This window comes from Priestia sp. YIM B13551 (assembly GCF_042787905.1).
Classification (GTDB): Bacteria; Bacillota; Bacilli; order Bacillales; family Bacillaceae_H; genus Priestia.
This window is the reverse complement of sequence record NZ_JBHZOX010000003.1, coordinates 148,380-166,649: the sequence shown is the minus strand read 5'-3', so window position 1 is coordinate 166,649 and position 18,270 is coordinate 148,380. Positions and strand designations below refer to the sequence as shown.

15 protein-coding genes are annotated in these 18,270 nt (G+C 37.6%); 3 read left to right on the top strand and 12 right to left on the bottom strand.

Annotated features, from left to right (window positions below):
• Positions 1–191: 191 nt before the first annotated feature.
• Entirely contained in the window at positions 192–866 is a 675-nt protein-coding gene (locus tag ACFX4N_RS17885) for a hypothetical protein (protein WP_053486849.1), read from the top strand.
• Between the two features lie 3 nt (positions 867–869).
• On the opposite strand, the gene speE is transcribed toward ACFX4N_RS17885, so the two are convergent.
• The gene (speE, locus tag ACFX4N_RS17880; RefSeq protein ID WP_057274336.1) at positions 870–1,757 is read right to left on the bottom strand and encodes a polyamine aminopropyltransferase; all 888 of its coding nucleotides are present in this window, start codon (positions 1,755–1,757) and stop codon (positions 870–872) included.
• A 369-nt stretch (positions 1,758–2,126) separates the two neighbouring features.
• Here speE and ACFX4N_RS17875 point away from each other — a divergent pair, with 369 nt between their 5' ends.
• Complete coding sequence (locus ACFX4N_RS17875; RefSeq protein ID WP_057274335.1) at positions 2,127–3,308, top strand: MFS transporter; 1,182 nt, start codon at positions 2,127–2,129, stop codon at positions 3,306–3,308.
• A 49-nt stretch (positions 3,309–3,357) separates the two neighbouring features.
• On the opposite strand, the gene nasC is transcribed toward ACFX4N_RS17875, so the two are convergent.
• The gene (gene nasC, locus ACFX4N_RS17870; protein ID WP_301264150.1) at positions 3,358–5,508 is read right to left on the bottom strand and encodes an assimilatory nitrate reductase catalytic subunit NasC; all 2,151 of its coding nucleotides are present in this window, start codon (positions 5,506–5,508) and stop codon (positions 3,358–3,360) included.
• Positions 5,509–5,527: 19 nt separating this feature from the next.
• Complete coding sequence (nirB, locus tag ACFX4N_RS17865) at positions 5,528–7,873, bottom strand: nitrite reductase large subunit NirB (RefSeq protein ID WP_377261935.1); 2,346 nt, start codon at positions 7,871–7,873, stop codon at positions 5,528–5,530.
• 337 nt (positions 7,874–8,210) lie between these two features.
• Between nirB and ACFX4N_RS17860 the strand changes: the two genes are divergently transcribed.
• Positions 8,211–8,645 carry a hypothetical protein gene (locus tag ACFX4N_RS17860; RefSeq protein ID WP_016763097.1) on the top strand — a complete coding sequence of 145 codons (435 nt, stop codon included), beginning with the start codon at positions 8,211–8,213 and terminating at the stop codon, positions 8,643–8,645.
• Between the two features lie 55 nt (positions 8,646–8,700).
• On the opposite strand, the gene lrgB is transcribed toward ACFX4N_RS17860, so the two are convergent.
• The 9 genes from lrgB to ACFX4N_RS17815 all read right to left on the bottom strand — a co-directional run bounded on the left by lrgB (position 8,701) and on the right by ACFX4N_RS17815 (position 18,084).
• Complete coding sequence (gene lrgB / locus ACFX4N_RS17855) at positions 8,701–9,381, bottom strand: antiholin-like protein LrgB (protein WP_013055484.1); 681 nt, start codon at positions 9,379–9,381, stop codon at positions 8,701–8,703.
• Between the two features lie 33 nt (positions 9,382–9,414).
• Entirely contained in the window at positions 9,415–9,849 is a 435-nt protein-coding gene (gene lrgA, locus ACFX4N_RS17850) for an antiholin-like murein hydrolase modulator LrgA (protein ID WP_013055483.1), read from the bottom strand.
• 162 nt (positions 9,850–10,011) lie between these two features.
• The gene (locus ACFX4N_RS17845; protein WP_057274331.1) at positions 10,012–10,752 is read right to left on the bottom strand and encodes a LytR/AlgR family response regulator transcription factor; all 741 of its coding nucleotides are present in this window, start codon (positions 10,750–10,752) and stop codon (positions 10,012–10,014) included.
• Position 10,753: 1 nt separating this feature from the next.
• Positions 10,754–12,505: a sensor histidine kinase gene (locus ACFX4N_RS17840; protein WP_057274330.1), complete on the bottom strand. Its 1,752-nt coding sequence runs from the start codon at positions 12,503–12,505 to the stop codon at positions 10,754–10,756.
• Positions 12,506–12,626: 121 nt separating this feature from the next.
• Entirely contained in the window at positions 12,627–13,955 is a 1,329-nt protein-coding gene (locus tag ACFX4N_RS17835) for a 6-phospho-beta-glucosidase (protein WP_025749844.1), read from the bottom strand.
• The gene (locus tag ACFX4N_RS17830; RefSeq protein ID WP_013081807.1) at positions 13,952–14,281 is read right to left on the bottom strand and encodes a PTS lactose/cellobiose transporter subunit IIA; all 330 of its coding nucleotides are present in this window, start codon (positions 14,279–14,281) and stop codon (positions 13,952–13,954) included. The genes ACFX4N_RS17835 and ACFX4N_RS17830 overlap by 4 nt, the downstream gene beginning before the upstream one ends.
• 13 nt (positions 14,282–14,294) lie before the next feature.
• Positions 14,295–15,653, bottom strand: coding sequence for a PTS cellobiose transporter subunit IIC (gene celB / locus ACFX4N_RS17825; RefSeq protein WP_098547866.1), 1,359 nt, complete (start codon positions 15,651–15,653; stop codon positions 14,295–14,297).
• Positions 15,654–15,666: 13 nt separating this feature from the next.
• Positions 15,667–15,972: a PTS sugar transporter subunit IIB gene (locus ACFX4N_RS17820; protein WP_192100514.1), complete on the bottom strand. Its 306-nt coding sequence runs from the start codon at positions 15,970–15,972 to the stop codon at positions 15,667–15,669.
• A 162-nt stretch (positions 15,973–16,134) separates the two neighbouring features.
• Positions 16,135–18,084, bottom strand: a complete 1,950-nt coding sequence (locus ACFX4N_RS17815; protein ID WP_192100513.1) for a BglG family transcription antiterminator — start codon at positions 18,082–18,084, stop codon at positions 16,135–16,137.
• Between the last annotated feature and the right edge of the window lie 186 nt (positions 18,085–18,270).

Here is an 18,270-nt window from a genome sequence, read left to right as displayed (position 1 = left end):
TAACAATAATCAGCTACTCATATAGTATGTAACTATCCAAAATAATCCTGTACATTTATCTATTTATCTCCACCATCTCTAAAAACTTTTTATGTATGTATTTAACACGTGTAATAATTCACCGATTTTATTTTTACTGCATTTATTATAGAAAGGATAGATTTCAAACGATATAAAAGGAGAAATAGTCAATGACATTAAAATTCATTCATGGAAACTACTTAAAATACAACAAAGGAACTGGTTTTATAAGCTGTCATGTGGATGCACTTCATGCAGAACCACCTGCTGCTGATTTATTTACGGATAAAGTTGTAGAAAATTTAGTCAAGAAAACAGGATGTGCAGGAATCGTTAGTACGGTTTCCAGAACCATAGCAGATTTAAATAGAAATCTAAATGAAACAAACCATGAGGGGATACATGAATATAGAAGAACAATCCAAGAAATTGTTAAATATTTGAAAATAATAGATAGTAATAATCGCCTTCTAACGCCCTATTTGCATTTATCTTTTCATGGAATGAAGGATACACATTACGGACCTTATGCAATTGAAGTGGGGACTTTATATGGACAATCTTGCTCAAAGGAAGTTAAAGATTGGTTTCAACAGGCGCTGACTAAAAAATCTGAAGATTCGTTCCCGAAAATCCATGTAATATTTGATAATAAATTTGTTGGAAACGAATCAATTGCCTTTCACAGACAAGGCGACAACAGCGGCTATCTAGGTTACAGTCATAATTTTAATACATTTCAAATTGAATTATCCCGGACCCTGCGCAGCAAACACAGAACTACTATAACAAATATATTTTCCGAGATTATTGATGACTTTCAACAAACATTCGTCGCTACTTAGTTTTTAGGAATCTTTTCCGTCTACTATTTCTTTTATATATTTAGGTAAAACAAATGATGCACGGAAAATTTCAGGATCAATATATTGAGTATCTGTATGCTCTAGCTTCGTCAAATCGGCCTGAAGAGGATCCATTTTTTTAGAAGCAATCGTAAAACTCCAAATGCCGCAAGGGAAAAGAGGTATAGTCACTAAATATGTGCGGACAATTGGAAATAGCTCCTTTAGATTTTTAATTGTGCCTTGTAATGTAGAAGTATTGTAGTAAGGAGATCCTGATTGAAAAACAACCACGCCATCATCCTTAAGGCTGTTGTAGACATATTGATAAAAATCAGGTTGAAATAGTTTTTTTCCCGGTCCAACAGGGTCAGGCCGATCAATTATGAGAACATCATAAACTCCCTTGTGTTCTTGAATCCAATCTATTCCATCGCGATGTATCATATTGAGCCTGGTTTCACCATCATAACAAGAAGCCGGAGTTAGCCATGTGCGGCAGATTTCTGTAACTTTTGGATCGATTTCGACTACATCAATTTGTTGAATTCCGTCATACTTCATGGCCTCCCGTGCAGGACCGCAGTCTCCTCCGCCAATCATCGCAACTTTTTTGGGATTTGAATGCGTTATAATTGGCACATGGCTAATCATTTCATTATAAATAAACCCTTCTCCTGTTGAAATTTGTGGAGTACCATCTAGCACCAACATTTTCCCATACCATTTTGTATCCACAATACTGATTTGTTGATAGGAAGATTGCTCATAGTGAAGCAGACTTTTTACTTTATACCCCATTTTCACTCTAGCCTGTCCAACGTAACTCCATATCCAGAGCACTCCGTTATCATCCTTTTTATAACCTGAAAGAGGATGCTTTTCTGTCACTTTTTCCACCTTCTATTTCAAAAATTTGTGTTCTATATAAAATATGAATTATTTTTTATTTCGCTATAATTCGATAGCACAAATTTATAGATGCTTACTCTATTAATCTCTTCTAATTTCAATTTTTCTTCCATTCTTTCGACAATATTTCTACTTACTGTTCTTTCAAAGCTTTTTAACCGTTTCTTCATCAGCACTTAGATAGAGTGTAAGTCTAAGTTATCTCTCCACTTTTATCTGCGTCCGTTCTTCAGCAAAAGTACGGAAGAAAACCTAACACAGAATGATACATAAGAAAGAAAGCGTAGTATCATAATTACCATATTGCAACAGCTTTACGCTGCATATAAAAAAGGAGGTTTTTAAGCAATGTTTTCTAAACGGCCCTTATCTGTACTTCTTATCTCGACTTTATCTATGATTATTGCTTTTTCAGTATGGTCTGTCTTCGCGCCTATCGCTGCAGATATTCAAGTGATGTATTCATTAACCAATGCTGAAAAAAGTATCTTAATTGCCACTCCCGTCTTATTAGGTTCCCTCATGCGAATTCCGATGGGGATTTTAACAGATCGCTTCGGGGGAAGAAAAGTCTATTCTTTGACTATGCTGGCTCTTTTACTCCCTACCATTTGTGCAGGCTTTACTCATTCTTATTCCATGCTGCTCTTTTGGGCATTTTTTATCGGCATGGCTGGAACAACATTTGCTATTTCCATTACATATGTCTCTAAATGGTATTCACCTCAAAAGCAAGGTTTTATTTTAGGAATTGCCGGGATGGGCAACTTAGGATCGGCGGTAGCAAGCTTTAGTATTCCACTTATCTTTTCTTCTTTTGGCTTGCCTTGGGTATTTTGGAGTTTAGCAATTGCGGTAGCCTTAATGGCTCTTTTATTATGGGTAGGAACTTCAGACCACCCTTCTGCTGCTTCCACCAAAACGCTGCAGGAATCTTTATCGGTATTAAAATTTAAAGAAACGTGGTTTTTATCCATTTTCTATTTTTTAACATTTGGTGGATTTGTAACGTTCAGCATCTATCTCCCTACCATTTTGCATGATCAATTTAATGCTTCAACTGTAGACAGTGGGCTAAAAACAGCTGGATTTGTCGTACTAGCAACGTTTGTACGACCTCTTGGAGGTTATTTATCGGATGTCTTCGGAGCAAAAAAAGTACTCACCTTCGTCTTTACCGGAATGCTACTAATAGGGTTATTTATTGCATTTACCATCACTGCCTTCTCCTTATTTAGCGTAGGTTGTTTACTTGCAGCCATTACTCTTGGTATCGGAAATGGAGCTGTTTTTAAAATGGTTCCATCTGTTTCAACAGGAAATATTGGAGCTGTTACCGGGATCGTAGGCGCATTCGGAGGAGTAGGCGGCTTCTTTCCTCCTATTGTGCTAGGCTTTATAAAAGATACAAGCGGAGATTACGTTGTCGGTTTTTCCTTACTAGCGCTTTTTGCCCTATTCTGTCTCTTACTGAATTATTCTGGATTCAAAAAACAAGATGTACGTATTAACCAAAAGCACCTTGCCTGATTCCATGCAAAAAGCCTCTTTTTTCAAGAGGCTTTTTGCATCAGCATTTTTAATAGCTGCTTCTTTTTACAGAAGGGCTAATATTCACAGCACTTACTTTAAACCCTGGCATCTTACAGGCAGGATCTAATTTCTCAGAGACAAGGTTATTAACATTTTGAGAATCCGCCCAGTGAAAAGGAACAAATACGGTATCTGGCCGAATGCCCTCTGAAAATTTGCTTCTTACCACAATCCTTCCATATGAAGATTCAATTTGTACTAATTCTTGATTCGAAATTTCATATTTTTTCGCTGTTGAAGGGTGGATTTCCATAAAAGATTCGAAATTTCTAGCAGATAAAGACGCACTTTTTCGCGTTTGTACACCCGTTAAATAGTGCGACATCACTCTCCCCGTTGTTAAATAGAGAGGATATTTTTCGGTTATTTTTGCTTTAGGAACAATAGCTTGATTCGAGACAGGGACCATCATCGCTTTTCCATCACTATGAGCAAAACGCGTCTCAAACAGGCGCTCGGTTCCTTTATCTGTTAAGCTTCTGCATGGCCATAAAATTCCTTTTTCCTCTCGTAATCGTTCGTACGTAATACCGGAGTAATCGGCGATCCCTCCTTTACTTGCTATTCGCAGTTCATTAAATATTTCTTCAGCTGATGCAAATGAAAAATGTTCCTCTTTTCCTAAAACTTTAGCAATTTCACATAGTATTTCCCAGTCGTGTTTGATTTCGCCATGGCATGGAAAGCTAGCTTCGCGTAATGTAACTCTTCCTTCTATATTTGTCATGGTTCCTTCATCTTCCAAGTAGGAAGATGCTGGTAAGATCAAGTTTGCTAATTTTGCCGTTTCTGATTCAAACATATCTGCTACTACTAGAAATTCAAGCTTTTCAAAAGCCTTCTTAACAAAATTAGCGTTTGGATTTGAAACTGCTGGATTTGAACACATCAAAAACAACCCTTTAATTTCACCATCATGAATTTTTTCAATCATCTCATATGCAGAAACACCTTTTCTAGGAAGATCTTTCTCCTCTATGTTCCACACATCCGCTATATACATCCGGTGCTCGTGGTTTTCGATTGAACGGTAGCCTGGAAGCTGATCCGCTTTTTGACCATGCTCTCGAGCTCCTTGCCCATTTCCTTGACCAGTAATGGCCCCATATCCGCAGCCAGGTTTACCAATTTTCCCAACAGAAAGTAGAATATTCAAAAAATTTTGCACCGCAGCACTTCCGTCTGTTTGCTGCTCTACCCCTCTAGCAGTAAAAATCATTCCCGTTTTTCTTTGGCCAAACATACGGGCAGCTTGGTACATCTCTTCAAGTGGCACTCCCGTTATTTCTTCAATGATATTAAATTCCAGAGACGCCACATATTGAATTACTTCTTCAAATCCATTGACACGTTCTTGTAGAAATCGTTCATCTAGATAATTTTCTTCGATAAGGACCTTCAAGATTCCATTGGCTAATGCCGCGTCGCTCCCCGGCTTAAGTTTCAAGTGTAAATCAGCTATCTTAGTTGTAGCTGTTTCTCTCGGATCAATTGCAATAATAAAAGCTCCGTTTTCTTTTGCTTTCTCAAAATAAGGCATAATCGTTGGCTGACATTCCGCAATATTTGTTCCAGCTAACATAATACATTCAGTAAACGGAATCTCTTGCAAGCTATTCGTAAATCCTCTGTCCATGCCAAATGTTTTACTAGCAGCAGAAGCAGCAGCCGACATACATAAGCGTCCATTGTAATCAATATACTTTGTTTTTAACGCAACTCGAGCAAATTTCCCTAATAAATAAGCTTCTTCATTTGTAATAGATGCACTTCCATAAACACCTAGCGCATCTGCTCCATTCTTCTCTTGAATCTCTGTAACGTTTTCTTTAATATAGTGAAGAGCTTCTTTCCAAGAAATCTTTACAAACTCTCCGTTTACTTTTAATAAAGGATATTGAATCCGATCTTTATGCAAAGGATGCTGATGCGCATTCATTCCTTTGATACATAACCTTCCTTGAGAAGTAGGGTTATCTGTTCCAATTGTTTTATACGTTTTCCTTTTTACATGTGTTTGTTCAACTAACTGCATTTTGCACTGCATGCTGCAGTAAGGACACTGAGTATTATAGATACGCTCGGTTTCAACTTGCTTTTGCTGCTCACGAAAATATTTCAATAGCATCTCAGTCATCGTAGGTCACCCTTCTTTCCTATAATAAATATGTGATTGCACGAGAGCGTTCTGAGCTGAGCCGCTTCATTAAATACTCTCGATTGTCTACCTCAAACAAAACTTCTCTGACATGAACAATTCCTACTCGCTCGATCCAGCTCCCGACAGTTTCTAAATAGTTCCCCGTTTCACGGTAATATTGAATCAAAGAACAGCTGATTTCTACTGCTTCTTCGTTTGTTTCGGCCACATAAAACAGCTCCCCGCTTCTGGCTTCTGCGCTGCTTCCGCCGGCATATATTTCCCATCCTCTGTCTATTCTTCTTAATCCTATATCACTTGTTGTTACATTCTCTGCAATGTGAGAGCACGAAGCAATACTGATTTTGATATCACATGGGGTCTTTACATATTCAAGCTGTTTATCTAATTCATTTGATAAAGCAAGAGCAGGTTCATACTGACAAATACACGTTCCTTTTCCTATATAAACAGATACATTTTTAACTGTACGTTCATATAACTGCTGAAGTCCTCTATCTATTTCCTCACTTATCAACGGAAGATATTCTTTTTTCACTCCAATAAGTTGAATGCGCTGATCACTTGTTAAACGAATATTAGAGATGTTGTACCTTTCAGCTACATTTGCTATGTTCCTTAATTCCTGTACATTTGTCAGACCACCGTGAATTTGTGGTACCACTGCATAAGTCCCATCGTGAAGCAAAACGGCCTGTTCATTCTCCGTAGTAAATAAAGAATATCGATTGTTTTCATAATGAGGATTCATCATATCTAAATAGTAATGAAGACCGCCTTCACATAACGAACAGCCTTTCATGTCTTTAAACTTTAATATTTCTCTTACTTGCTGAACCGTCTCAAATTGATATTGCTGCATTTCTCTTACCAGCTCATCTTCTGATAAATGTGTACATGTACAAAATGTTTTTTGTTCAATGATTTCATCAAACTCATCGCTTTGAATATATGTTAAAAGATCTGTTACAAGGGGTTTGCATCCTCCACATGAACCAGAAGCTTTCGTGCAATTTTTTATTTCATCTACTGTCGTTAAATCATTTTTCTGTACTGCTTCAATAATGGCTCCCTTTGTTACACCGTTACAGTTGCATATGATACCCGTAAGTGGCATAGAAGTTACTGCATTTTCTTTTTCATGTTGAGAAGGAAATAATTGTACTTTTTCCGCTTGCGACAAATCCTTTTTTTCATTAATCATTTGTGATAGCTTTATAGCCTCACTGGTATCTCCAAAAAGAACAGCTCCCACTATTTTCCCTTCGCGAAAAACGACTTTTTTGTATATACCATCTAACATATTCGAAATCGTAATGGCTTTTGCACCTTGATTTTCCTTGAACTCTCCGACTGAGTAAACGTCTATTCCTGATATTTTTAATTGAGTGGAAAGAACGGACCCGCGATAACCATCGTTTTTTATTTGGCAAAGGTGTCGCGCTAAGACTTTTCCTTGTTCGTAAAGAGGAGCAACAAGGCCGTATGTCATCCCTCGATGTTCAGCGCATTCACCTACTGCATAGATATCCGGGATGCTCGTTTCTAAATAATCGTTTACGATGATTGCTCTATTTGTTTCTATTCCGCTTTTTTTAGCTAGATTAACATTTGGCCTCACTCCTGTAGCCATTACAACTAAATCAGCTGCAATTTTGCTGCTATCGTTAAATCGGACGCCTTCTGCTCGATTTCCCCCTATAATCTCATCTGTATGTTTGTTTAATAGAAAACTCATGCCTTGCTTTTCTAATTCTTCTCTTAACATAGCAGATGCTGCTCTGTCTAACTGTCGCTCCATTAAGAAACCCGAATGATGAATGACTTGAACATCCATTCCCAAATTCAATAGTCCCCTAGCAGCTTCCAGCCCTAACAGACCCCCTCCAATAACCGCTGCTTTTTTATACTGTTTAGAAATTTTAATCATTTCCTGACAGTCTTCGATGGTACGAAAACCGATGACACCTTCTTTGTCAGACCCTTTAACGGGGAGCATATACGGGCTCGAACCAGTAGCAATAATAAGCTTGTCGTACCTCGTCTCTCTGTTTTTATCTGTTGTTATTATTTTTCTCTTGGTGTCTATGTGCGTAACGCTTTCTCCTTTAAATAAAGTGATATTATTTTCCTTATACCATGCCAAAGAATGAATATTGATATCTTCAAGCTTTGTACTGCCTTGTAAAACGGTTGATAATAAAATTCGATTATAGTTAACGTGAGGCTCACTTCCAAAAACAGTAATATCAAAACAATCTGGAGAATGAATAAGAATTTCTTCAATACAGCGCATTCCTGCCATTCCATTTCCGATTAATACCAGCTTTTGTTTTGTCATATAAAAACCTCCAACACATAGATTCAGACCGTAAAATATACAGTTTTTATTATTTCATAAACTTCTCTAAAAGAAATGAACCTTGTTATAACTTCTAACATTAAAATCTGTTTAAAGCGTATGAATACGCCGATACCATTCGTTGAAAGCAAGCTTTTATATAGAAGATTACTATACTTTAAAAAGGGGTAGAAAAAAGGATGCTATGCTTATATCACCTTTCCCTACGCCTTATAAGTAATCTATATAAAATTTTGTTATCTTCTTTTTGCCTACTATTTATTTATTTTGAAATCAATTATGATAAAAGAAAGAGTCTGAATTGGAGGTTTAAAACATGTCAATAACCGTTCACGCCACTCAGTGGATTCATTTTCAAATTAAATTGTATAACCTTCATTCCAAAACGAGATCGCTTAAAGATCAAAAACTAGAATTACCTCTGCCAGAATTCCATCAAAACCTAATCATATTTACATCAGCAGCTCATCATGGTCTTACGTTTGGATATCAAGCCATTCAATGGGATACACCCTATACTTCCTGTCCGATTTACATAGAGCATCAGTCTATTCCATGGTCCACTTTAGAACAACGTTCCCATAAGCACATAACTGAACATATTACAGCTATTTTCTTAGAGACAATGTTTTATAGACAAAGTCAATTCAAACAATGTCAATTTTGTTTTGAATTTATCATTCCTGAGAGTCTTTTTGACCATACAACCTGTCAAAACTGCGCATCACGACATTTTGGAGTGGTGTATTAATTAACAAACAAAAGCCTGAAGGAGTCAGAAAATCTCTGACTCCTTCAGGCTTTTGTTACATGACTAGCTGAACAAAAAGTGGAATAACGGCAACTGTGACAACGCCTACAATAACAACTGCAATACTTGCCATGGCTGCCTCTACTTCTCCCATTTCAATCCCTACGGCTACTCCTAGCGCATGCCCAGAAGTTCCAAGAGCTAATCCTTTCGAAATTGGATTCTTCACCTTGAATACTTTTAAAAATAAAGCGCCCAGCGCATATACGATGACTGCATTAAAAATAACAGCAAAGGAAGTAATAGCAGGAATCCCTCCAATATCTTGAGACAATGGTAGCGCAATCGCTGTTGTAGCTGCTTGTGGAAGCATTGATTTCATCACAACTTCATCCATATGAATACCTTTAGCAATCGCAAAAATAATCGCTACCGAACAAACTGACCCTACCGCAATAGAAGAAAGAATTTGCCACCAGTACTTTTTTAATTTATCGGCTTGCTTATATAAAGGGATGGCAAAAGCAATTGTTGCCGGTTCTAAAAAGAAGCTGATAATCTTCCCGCCGCTGCTATATTCCTCATAAGAAAAATGACCAATTTTCAAAAAAGCAATTCCGAGTACCATTGCCACAAATAAAGGAGTAAATAAGAAAAAACCTTTTGACTTTTTAAATAAATACGTTCCAATGCCGTACGCAGCTAAAGAAACCACGATTCCAAAATACGGATTCATCTTTCCAACCACCTTGTCTCTTTATAATTGATGTTAAGCAATACCTTGTTTTTTCGTTTTTTCACTCATATCTGCATCTTTTATTTCTTCTTTTGCTTTATTATCTTTTGTCATGCCAAGTATAAGCTGTGAAAATAAGCCTGTAACGCCTAACAAAATAATCGTTGCCACGATAATAACTAAACAAATTTGAATGCCGTACTGCTGCATAACACCTAATGAATTCATAACAGAAATACCTGCTGGTACAAATAAAAATCCGATCAAAGAAGTTAAAGCCGTTCCCAGTGATTCAACTTGCTCTAGTTTAATAATCTTCAAGCAGAGTGCAAGAAATAACAGCACAAGCCCAATGACTGAAGCAGGCATTGGAAAAGGCAAATGCTCTGCAATAAAATCTGAAATCAACATAATTACGGAAAAAATAAATGCTTGTGTTAAAAAGCCATACACTTTTTTAGCACTCATTTCTTTCACCTCTCTCTGTTTGTTGACTTCATTATATAAAATGAAAATCAATAAGAAAGCGTTTTCAAATTAAAGAGTCAAATATTTGTGCTCACTTACAAAAATCGAGCCTTGAAATGCAAAAAACAGCTTGCCAAAATGCATACGCAAGCTGCTTTTTCCTTAAATTCCTAAACGTTTCTTCAATTCTTTAGCATATGTACGGCTGACAGGAACTCGCTCATCGTTTTTCATTACTAAATTATACGTAGAATTAAACCAAGGCTGTACTTCGGAAATATGATTTACGTTGACGATATACCCCCTGTGCACACGACTAAACGACTGAGAAGGGAGCTTTTTTTCTAGCATAGCAAGCGTATCAGCAGTATGGTAGGATTCTGTTATGGTCTGAATGGTGACTTCTCCTTCTATTAATCCTACAAACAAGATGTCCTTTATATTCACCAACACAATCGAATCATCTACAGAAATCGCTAACTTTCCAGTTTGAGAAGAAGACTCTCCTATCGATTCTTCTTCTTTCACAGCGGGATGAGGAACACGCATTTTTTTATATTTATGAATAGCCTGCATCACTCTTTCTTCATCAAAAGGCTTCAAAATGTAATCAATTGCATCTACTTCAAAGGCTTGTAAAGCGTACTGATCGTACGCGGTTGCAAATATAATAGCTGGCGGATTTTTCATTTTTTTAAGCCTTTTAGCAATATCAAAACCGCTGTCATCTGACAATTGTATATCTAAAAATAATAAATCCGGCTTTTCATCCATCATTTTATCCAACGCCTCTTCGATACTTTCAGCTTCTTCAATGAAGTCTACTTCTTTCGTTCGATGTAATAAATATTTTAATTCATCTCGCGCTAACATTTCATCATCTACTATTAGTACTCGCAGCATATTACATACCCTCGCTTTTTAATTCAATTGGTATAACAAACGAAACCGCTGTTCCTTCTGTTACGTCAAACTCCAGTGTTGTTTCTTTTCCAAACAATCCATGCAAACGTTGTTTAATATTGTAAAGAGCCGTCCCCGTTCCTTTTTCTGAAAAAACGGGCTGATTGCCAAGCATTTGCAATCGTTTTGTGTCTATACCTTGTCCATTGTCTTTTACCTTTACGTATACATATTTATCTTTTGTCTCAATATAAACTTCTACGCGACAGTGCTTTTGTTTACGCGGAAACGCGTGCCGAATGGCATTTTCCACAAGTACTTGAAGAATAAATGGCGGAAGCAAGACATCATCTAGCCCTTCTTCAATATACATGTCAATTTCGTATTTATTAGGGAACCTGGCTTGTTCAAGCGATAAGTACGCGTGGACATGATCAAGCTCTTTTGATAACGGAATCAACAGCTGCCTTGCACCTTGCAAATTGGAACGAAAATAAATGCTTAACTGCAAAAGCAGCTTTCTGGCTTTTTCTACGTCCTGTCTGCACAGCGCCGATATCGTATTAATGGCATTAAATAAAAAGTGAGGATTCACCTGTGCCTGTAAAGCTTTAATCTCCGCATCTTTTAGCAATTTACTTCGAAGCTCTGCTTCGCCGAGCTCTAGCTGAGTTGAAAAAAGTTTAGCCAATCCTTCTGCCAGCTCTTCCTCCACCCGGCTTAACCCGCTCGCATCTTTAAAGTACATTTTTAGTGTTCCAATGGTAGTACCGTGAGAAGTAAGCGGCATCACAATAGCGGCATGAAGCGGGCAGTCTTTATGCTGACAATCAATTTGTTCTCTCGATTTTGCTTTCATAATTTTTCCTGTCTCCAGCACTTCGTGAGACAGCCCGGTAATTAAACTATGCGAAGGAACGTGATGATCAATTCCTTCCCCTACATGAGCTAAAATTTTGTGCGTATCAGTTAGCGAAACAGCATCCGTACCTGTGAAGCGATGAATAATATTTGCAACATTTTCACATGATTCACTAGTGAGACCCTGACGAAAATGTGGAAGAGTTTGATCCGCGATTAATAATACTTTGTGTGTCTGAAGCGCTCTCATTTGTTCCTCTTGCCGTAAAATGGACTGAATAATAGATAAGAAAATATAGCTTCCTGTGCCATTTACAATAATCATTGGAATAGCAATAATACTCACTAGCGTCCATGCCGAATCAAACGGTTTAGCAAATAATAAAATAATCAGCATCTGAAGCGTTTCCATCGCTATGCCTACAAGTGCAGCAAAGCGCGGTGTAATCGTTCGATGTTTTTTCCGGTAGGCATAGCCGATATATCCAGTTAACACCCCTGCTAAAACGGATGAAACTGCACAGCTAAACGCCGTACTCCCTCCTAACATAAAACGATGAACGCCAGCAAGTATTCCTACTCCTAAACCAACAAATGGACCGCCAAGCAGACCGCCCATTTCCACACCCATAATTCGTGTATTTGCAATCGAGCTTGATGGATCTACTTTTAATAATAAGTCTTCATTTCGAATAATTGTTCCTTGAATTTCAATTCCCGTGTAGTTACTAATAATGCTAAAAAGAGAAAAAATAAAAATAAGTACAGCTTTTCCTTTATACCCTTGCTGTTTGCGGAGAAATTGCCGAAAAACTTTTGTATGTGCCAGCAAAAAACCTAAGATGACAATAACTCCGACTCGTTCTACCATCATAATTAATAAATGAATCATTTCTAGCCACCCTTTGCTGTCCGTTTCTATTTTATATTGTTACATTGATGGTGGCAGAAATCTAGCTTTACAAATAGAAAAAAAGCTGTTCGAATACGTACTGTATTCGAACAGCTTGACTTTAAGCTTGAACAGGTTTAAAAAATTGAGGCAAGTAATCTTTATGAGCTTCTAACATCTCATCGACAATTTGCTTAGCTAGCTTATCAGAAGCCACAAGAGGATTAATGGTTAATGCTAAAATAGCTTTATCATAATCTCCGGTCACTGCTGCTTCAGCTGCAATCCGCTCAAATGACTTAATTGTTTGAACAAGACCTCGCACAGGTACAGGAAGGTCGCCGACTGAAATTGGCTTCGGTCCATCTTTTGTAATGATACAGCTTACTTCTACGGCAGAATCAGCAGGAATGCTTGCTATGGCACCATTATTGATAGTATTTACAGGCTGAATATCGCCTTTATCCGTGTAAATGGATGTAATCAATCGAACGGCTGCATCACTATAATAGGCTCCGCCGCGCTGTTCTAATTGAGGCGGTTTAATGTCTAGATTAGGATCTTTATACAGTTCGAACAGCTCTTTTTCCAACTGTTTTACGACTTCTGCTCTCGTTTCACCTTTTTCATAATTAACAAGCTCTTTTTCTACCATTTCACGCGTTTTATAATAGTACATGTGATATGGACACGTTAACGCATTTAGGGCTTTTGTAAATTCTGGCTCCCATCCAAGTCCCGCTACATTTTTCACAAAGCTGCTGTTAGTTGGATCACTCAATAAATCAATAACTTGATCTTTAACGCTTACACCATCTACATATACATCTAATCCATAGACCATGTGATTTAAACCAGCAAAATCAATTCGAATGCGAGAGTGATCTACATCAAGCAGCTTAGCAATCCCCATTTCCATTCCGATTGGTACATTACAAAGTCCTACAATCTTTTTAATGTTACTATAGCGGAGCACAGCTTCTGTTACCATGCCTGCAGGATTTGTGAAGTTAATCAGCCAAGCTTCTGGACATAACTCTTCAATGTCACGGCAGATATCTAAAATAACGGGAATCGTGCGAAGTCCTTTAAATAATCCGCCCGGTCCATTTGTTTCTTGACCAAGCACCCCGTATTTAAGCGGTATTCTTTCATCTTTCGCTCGTGCATCTAACAAACCAACGCGAAATTGAGTCGTTACGAAATCCGCATCTTTTAGTGCTTCTCTTCGATCTAACGTTAAATGAACATTAATTGGCAAACCTGATTTTTTCACCATTCGTTTCGCTAAATTACCAACAATCTCTAGCTTTTCTTTTCCTTCTTCAACGTCTACTAGCCACAGTTCTCGAACTGGAAGTTCATCGTATCGTTTAATAAATCCTTCTATTAGTTCAGGCGTATAGCTTGAACCTCCGCCAATCGTTACAATCTTAATACCTTTTGTCATAGTGTAATCCCCCCAGAAATTTTGATTGCTTCATATAAATCTACAAATTCAGTAGCCATTTCTTTTACCGTCATCGCATTCATTAAATGATCTTGAGCATGAATCATGAGCAGAGAAATTTCTGTGCTTTCCCCTCTAATTTCACCTTGAATTAACGACGTTTGGATATGATGAGCAGCATTTAATTCTTCTGCAGCTTGTGTAAGCTTTTCACGTGCTTCTGAAAAATTTCCGCTTTTGGCAGCTGCTATCGCTTCCATGGCAGAACTTCTGCCGTTTCCACCGTGTAAGATTAATTTAAAAATATATTCTTGAATGCTTTCCATCCTTTATCCCTCCTCACACAATATCTTTCTTTGTATCACTTGGTACCCCTTCAGCGGCAGGCTGTATACCATTTTCTTCAGTGAATTTTTGTTTATCCCACATTCTAAAGAAAGGATAATAAATGCAAACAGAGATTCCGATATTAATAGCTTGCATAACTGCACCCGATAACTTTCCTCCTGTTGCCAAATAGCCAGAAATAATCGGAGGCATGGTCCAAGGAACCGCAATACCTGCTGGTTTTGCTACCAGTCCTGTCGACATCGCAATATAGGTTGCTACTACCGTCACAAGAGGGGTAATAATAAACGGAATAAGCATCATTGGGTTCATCACCATCGGAAGTCCAAAGATGATCGGCTCATTGATATTAAAAAGAGCTGGTCCTATTCCTAACTTACCAAGCTGCTTCATTTGTTGACTGCGTGCTTTTAAAATCATAGCTACAACTAGAGCTAACGTTGCTCCGCTGCCTCCGATATTGATCCAAATATCAAAGAACTGCTGTGTAAAAATATTGGGTAATGCTTCATGATTAGCAAATGCAATTCGGTTTTCATCCATAGCTCCATACCAAATGGGGGCCATAATTCCACCGACAATATTCGCTCCATGAAGTCCACAAGACCACATGAGCATAATAACAAGTTCGGCAACTAGCGTACCGCCTAAACTGCCGCCTAGCACACCTAAAGGCTTTCCAAGCAATTCTCCAACGATATTATGCAGACTTCCAAAATGCGTTTGTTCTACTAACAAACGTAAAATCCAAATAAATGCTATTACCGTAAAGCCAGGAATAAGAGCAGCAAACGATTTTCCAACAGCAGGAGGAACTCCATCAGGCATCTTGATGACAATATCTTTTTGAATAAACCATCTGTAAATTTCTGTAGAGAGAATCGCGACAATCATGGCTACAAAGAGCCCTTTACTGCCCATTAAAGCAGTTGGAATTCCGCCGTCTACTAAAATAGCTTCTTTGGCTCCACTTGGAAGAAAGGACACTTTATACGGAGTAGCAAGTAAAAAAGCAGCAAGTGAAATTGCCCCTGCGGACAAAGCATCCACCCCATATTTTTCAGCTAACCGATAAGCTATTCCGAAACAAGCAAGCAGCGCCATAATATCGAATGTAGCTCCAACTGGATAGGCCATTTTTGTTGCCCATTCTTTTCCGAAAATTCCTGCCATAAAGTCGTTGTAACCTGGTATCGGTAGATTGGATAAAATTAAAAATACTGAACCGATAATAATGAGCGGCATTGTCAGAACAATACCGTCTCGAAGTGCTTGTAAATGGCGTTGACCCGCCATTTTTCCGGCGATAGGCATTACTTTGTTTTCAAGCATACTATTAAATTTGCTCATGTAGTTCACGCTCCTATTTTGAAACTAGTTGAACCGCAAATTTTAACACTTGTTCTCCATTGCACGTCCCGTAGTGAACAGGATTAATAACGTCAACTGGTACTCCTTTTTCTTCACCTAGCTTTTTAAGCTGCGGCAGCAAGTAGCGCACTTGAGGTCCTAATAAAAGAACATCCGCTTGATCAATATGGTTGCGAACAGAGTCACCAGGGACCGCCCAAATTTTATACTCCGAGCTTTGATCCTGAGCGCTTTTTTCCATTTTTGTTACTAGTAAACTTGTAGACATTCCAGCTGCACAACATAATAGAATATTCATCTGTCATTCCTCCGCTTTTTTATTTTGCTATCTGTTTTGTTGATAGTTTTATCTTAAAATAAAAGCGCTTACATTTATACACAACCTTTTTCCGTTACTAACGGAAAAATTATATTTGAACATTCAGATAAAAAAAGAAGTCCCTCTCTTGGACTTCTTTTTTTATCTAATATTTTTCATAAATACCTCTATAAACTCCTCATAATCCTTACACTTTACTAAACGCTGCACGACCTGCTTATCATCTACAACTTGAACTAATAAACTGTACATTTTTTGCAAATCGCCTTGATTATTCGCTTTCACACTTAAAAGGCAAATAAATTGTACAAGATTTCCTTCCCACATAATCGGTTTTTTCAACGTGCAAATGGCCCAAAACGTCGTATCCGTTTGAGGAACCATAGGATGAGGAATGGCAACGAGATTTCCAAAACTTGTTGGTGATGCTGCTTCTCTTTCAAAAACGGATTCTATAAATTGAGAAGAAGCTAGTCCTAGATGAGTTAATTTCTCTCCTAAGAAATGAAGCACTTCTTCTCTTGTTTGAAATTCTTGCTGTAAATATACTAATTCTTTTTTCGTGTATTCTAACGAAGGCTGCGGTTTGTTCTTCATTAAACATTCAATTTTTTTAAAATCACTGTTTCCTAGAATGGCACTTACTTCTACTACAGGAACAGGAAGATGATCTGGAATTGGAATGGTACTAACAATAAAATCTAAAGAATGCAGTGACATTTGGTGAAGCTTATAATACTGCGTTGTTCCTAAAATAGTCAGATTTAATCCAAACGTAGCCTGCAGCTTATATGATAATAGCTTGGCACTCCCTACTCCCGATGCGCATACAATCAAACAGCGCTTAGGCTGATTGATAATTTTCCGACGTTCAATGGCACCTCCAATATGTAAAGCTAAATAGCCAATTTCTGTTTCATGCATGTCGATTTCAAGGCGATTTTTTAGTACCTTTCCAGCTATAATTCCAGCTTCAAAAGCCAGAGGGTAATGGCTCTTAATCCCTTCAAGCATTGGGTTTCGTAGATTCATTCCATATTTATAGCGGTTGATAGCCGGTTTCAAATGCAAGCTCATACCAAGGATCAGCTCTGAATCTTCACTAATTTCTAAATGAAGCTCCTTTTCAATTGCTTCTAATATAGCCGCTGTTAATTCATAAATATTTGTATCAATAAACTGCTTCACTTCTTTTTCTTCATGATTGCCATTATTGAGCATTTTTGTCCCTAACAAATGAATGGCGATATACGCTGTTTCTGACTTCGGAAAACGAACCTTGAATGCCTTTTCAATTTCTCGTACAATTTCAGCTGCTACTTCATATTCTTTGTGCTCCATAATCTCAAGCAGGTCTTCTGAATACAAAGAGATAAAATTTTCTTCTTGTATTCGCTTACAAGCTATAGCTAAATGAATGATTAAATTGTTTAATCCAATGTCTGAAACCATAATATTGTATCGTTTTATTTGATTTAAAATGTGGGCTTTAATCGTTAAGATTGATTCTTGGGGCAGGATAGATATTTCATTGTGTACCATATCTACTTCTTTATCTTTTCGGTTGAATATGTACTCAGACATACAAAATCTCATTTTCATTTCGTCCCCTTTAGCTTTCAAGCCATAGTTAGGACGTTTTTCTAAAAGGATATCATACTTACACAGCTGTTTTTTAACATCTCTTAAATCGTTTTGAACCGTTGACTTGCTAATATACAACTCGTCTGCTAAATCTTCGAGCTTCAAATATCCGTCTGCTAGCAGCAATCTTTTGATCAAATAATGCACGCGGTCATCAGGAACGGTTGGAATAGACGCTGTATCAAATAATTGATTAGCTGAAAGTTCTTTTAATAGCTGATGAAACTGTTTTTCATCTAAAACGCTAAGTTCATATCCTGTCCCTCGAGCTGATTTAATTTTAGCCCCGTACTGAGACAAAATGTCATCTAGCTGTTTTATATCCGTTCGAATAGTTCGAGAAGATACTTGATTTACTGTTGCCAAATATTCGCTCGTAACGGTTGATAAGGTAGACTGTACGGACATTAGTTCTCTTAATATGACGATCATTCTTGAATTAAGCATGTTTGCTTCTCTCCATTCTCAGAAGATTTCCCCCCTTATAAAACAAATTAAAAGGGCCGGTTATTTTAAACAAAAACAAAAAATACCTAAACAGCAACAAACAGAAACTACCTTTTCTGTCCTTGCAGCTTAGGTTTTGCCTGCTTCATCAGTAACAACCCTAAAACAATAGGAATAAATGTCTTT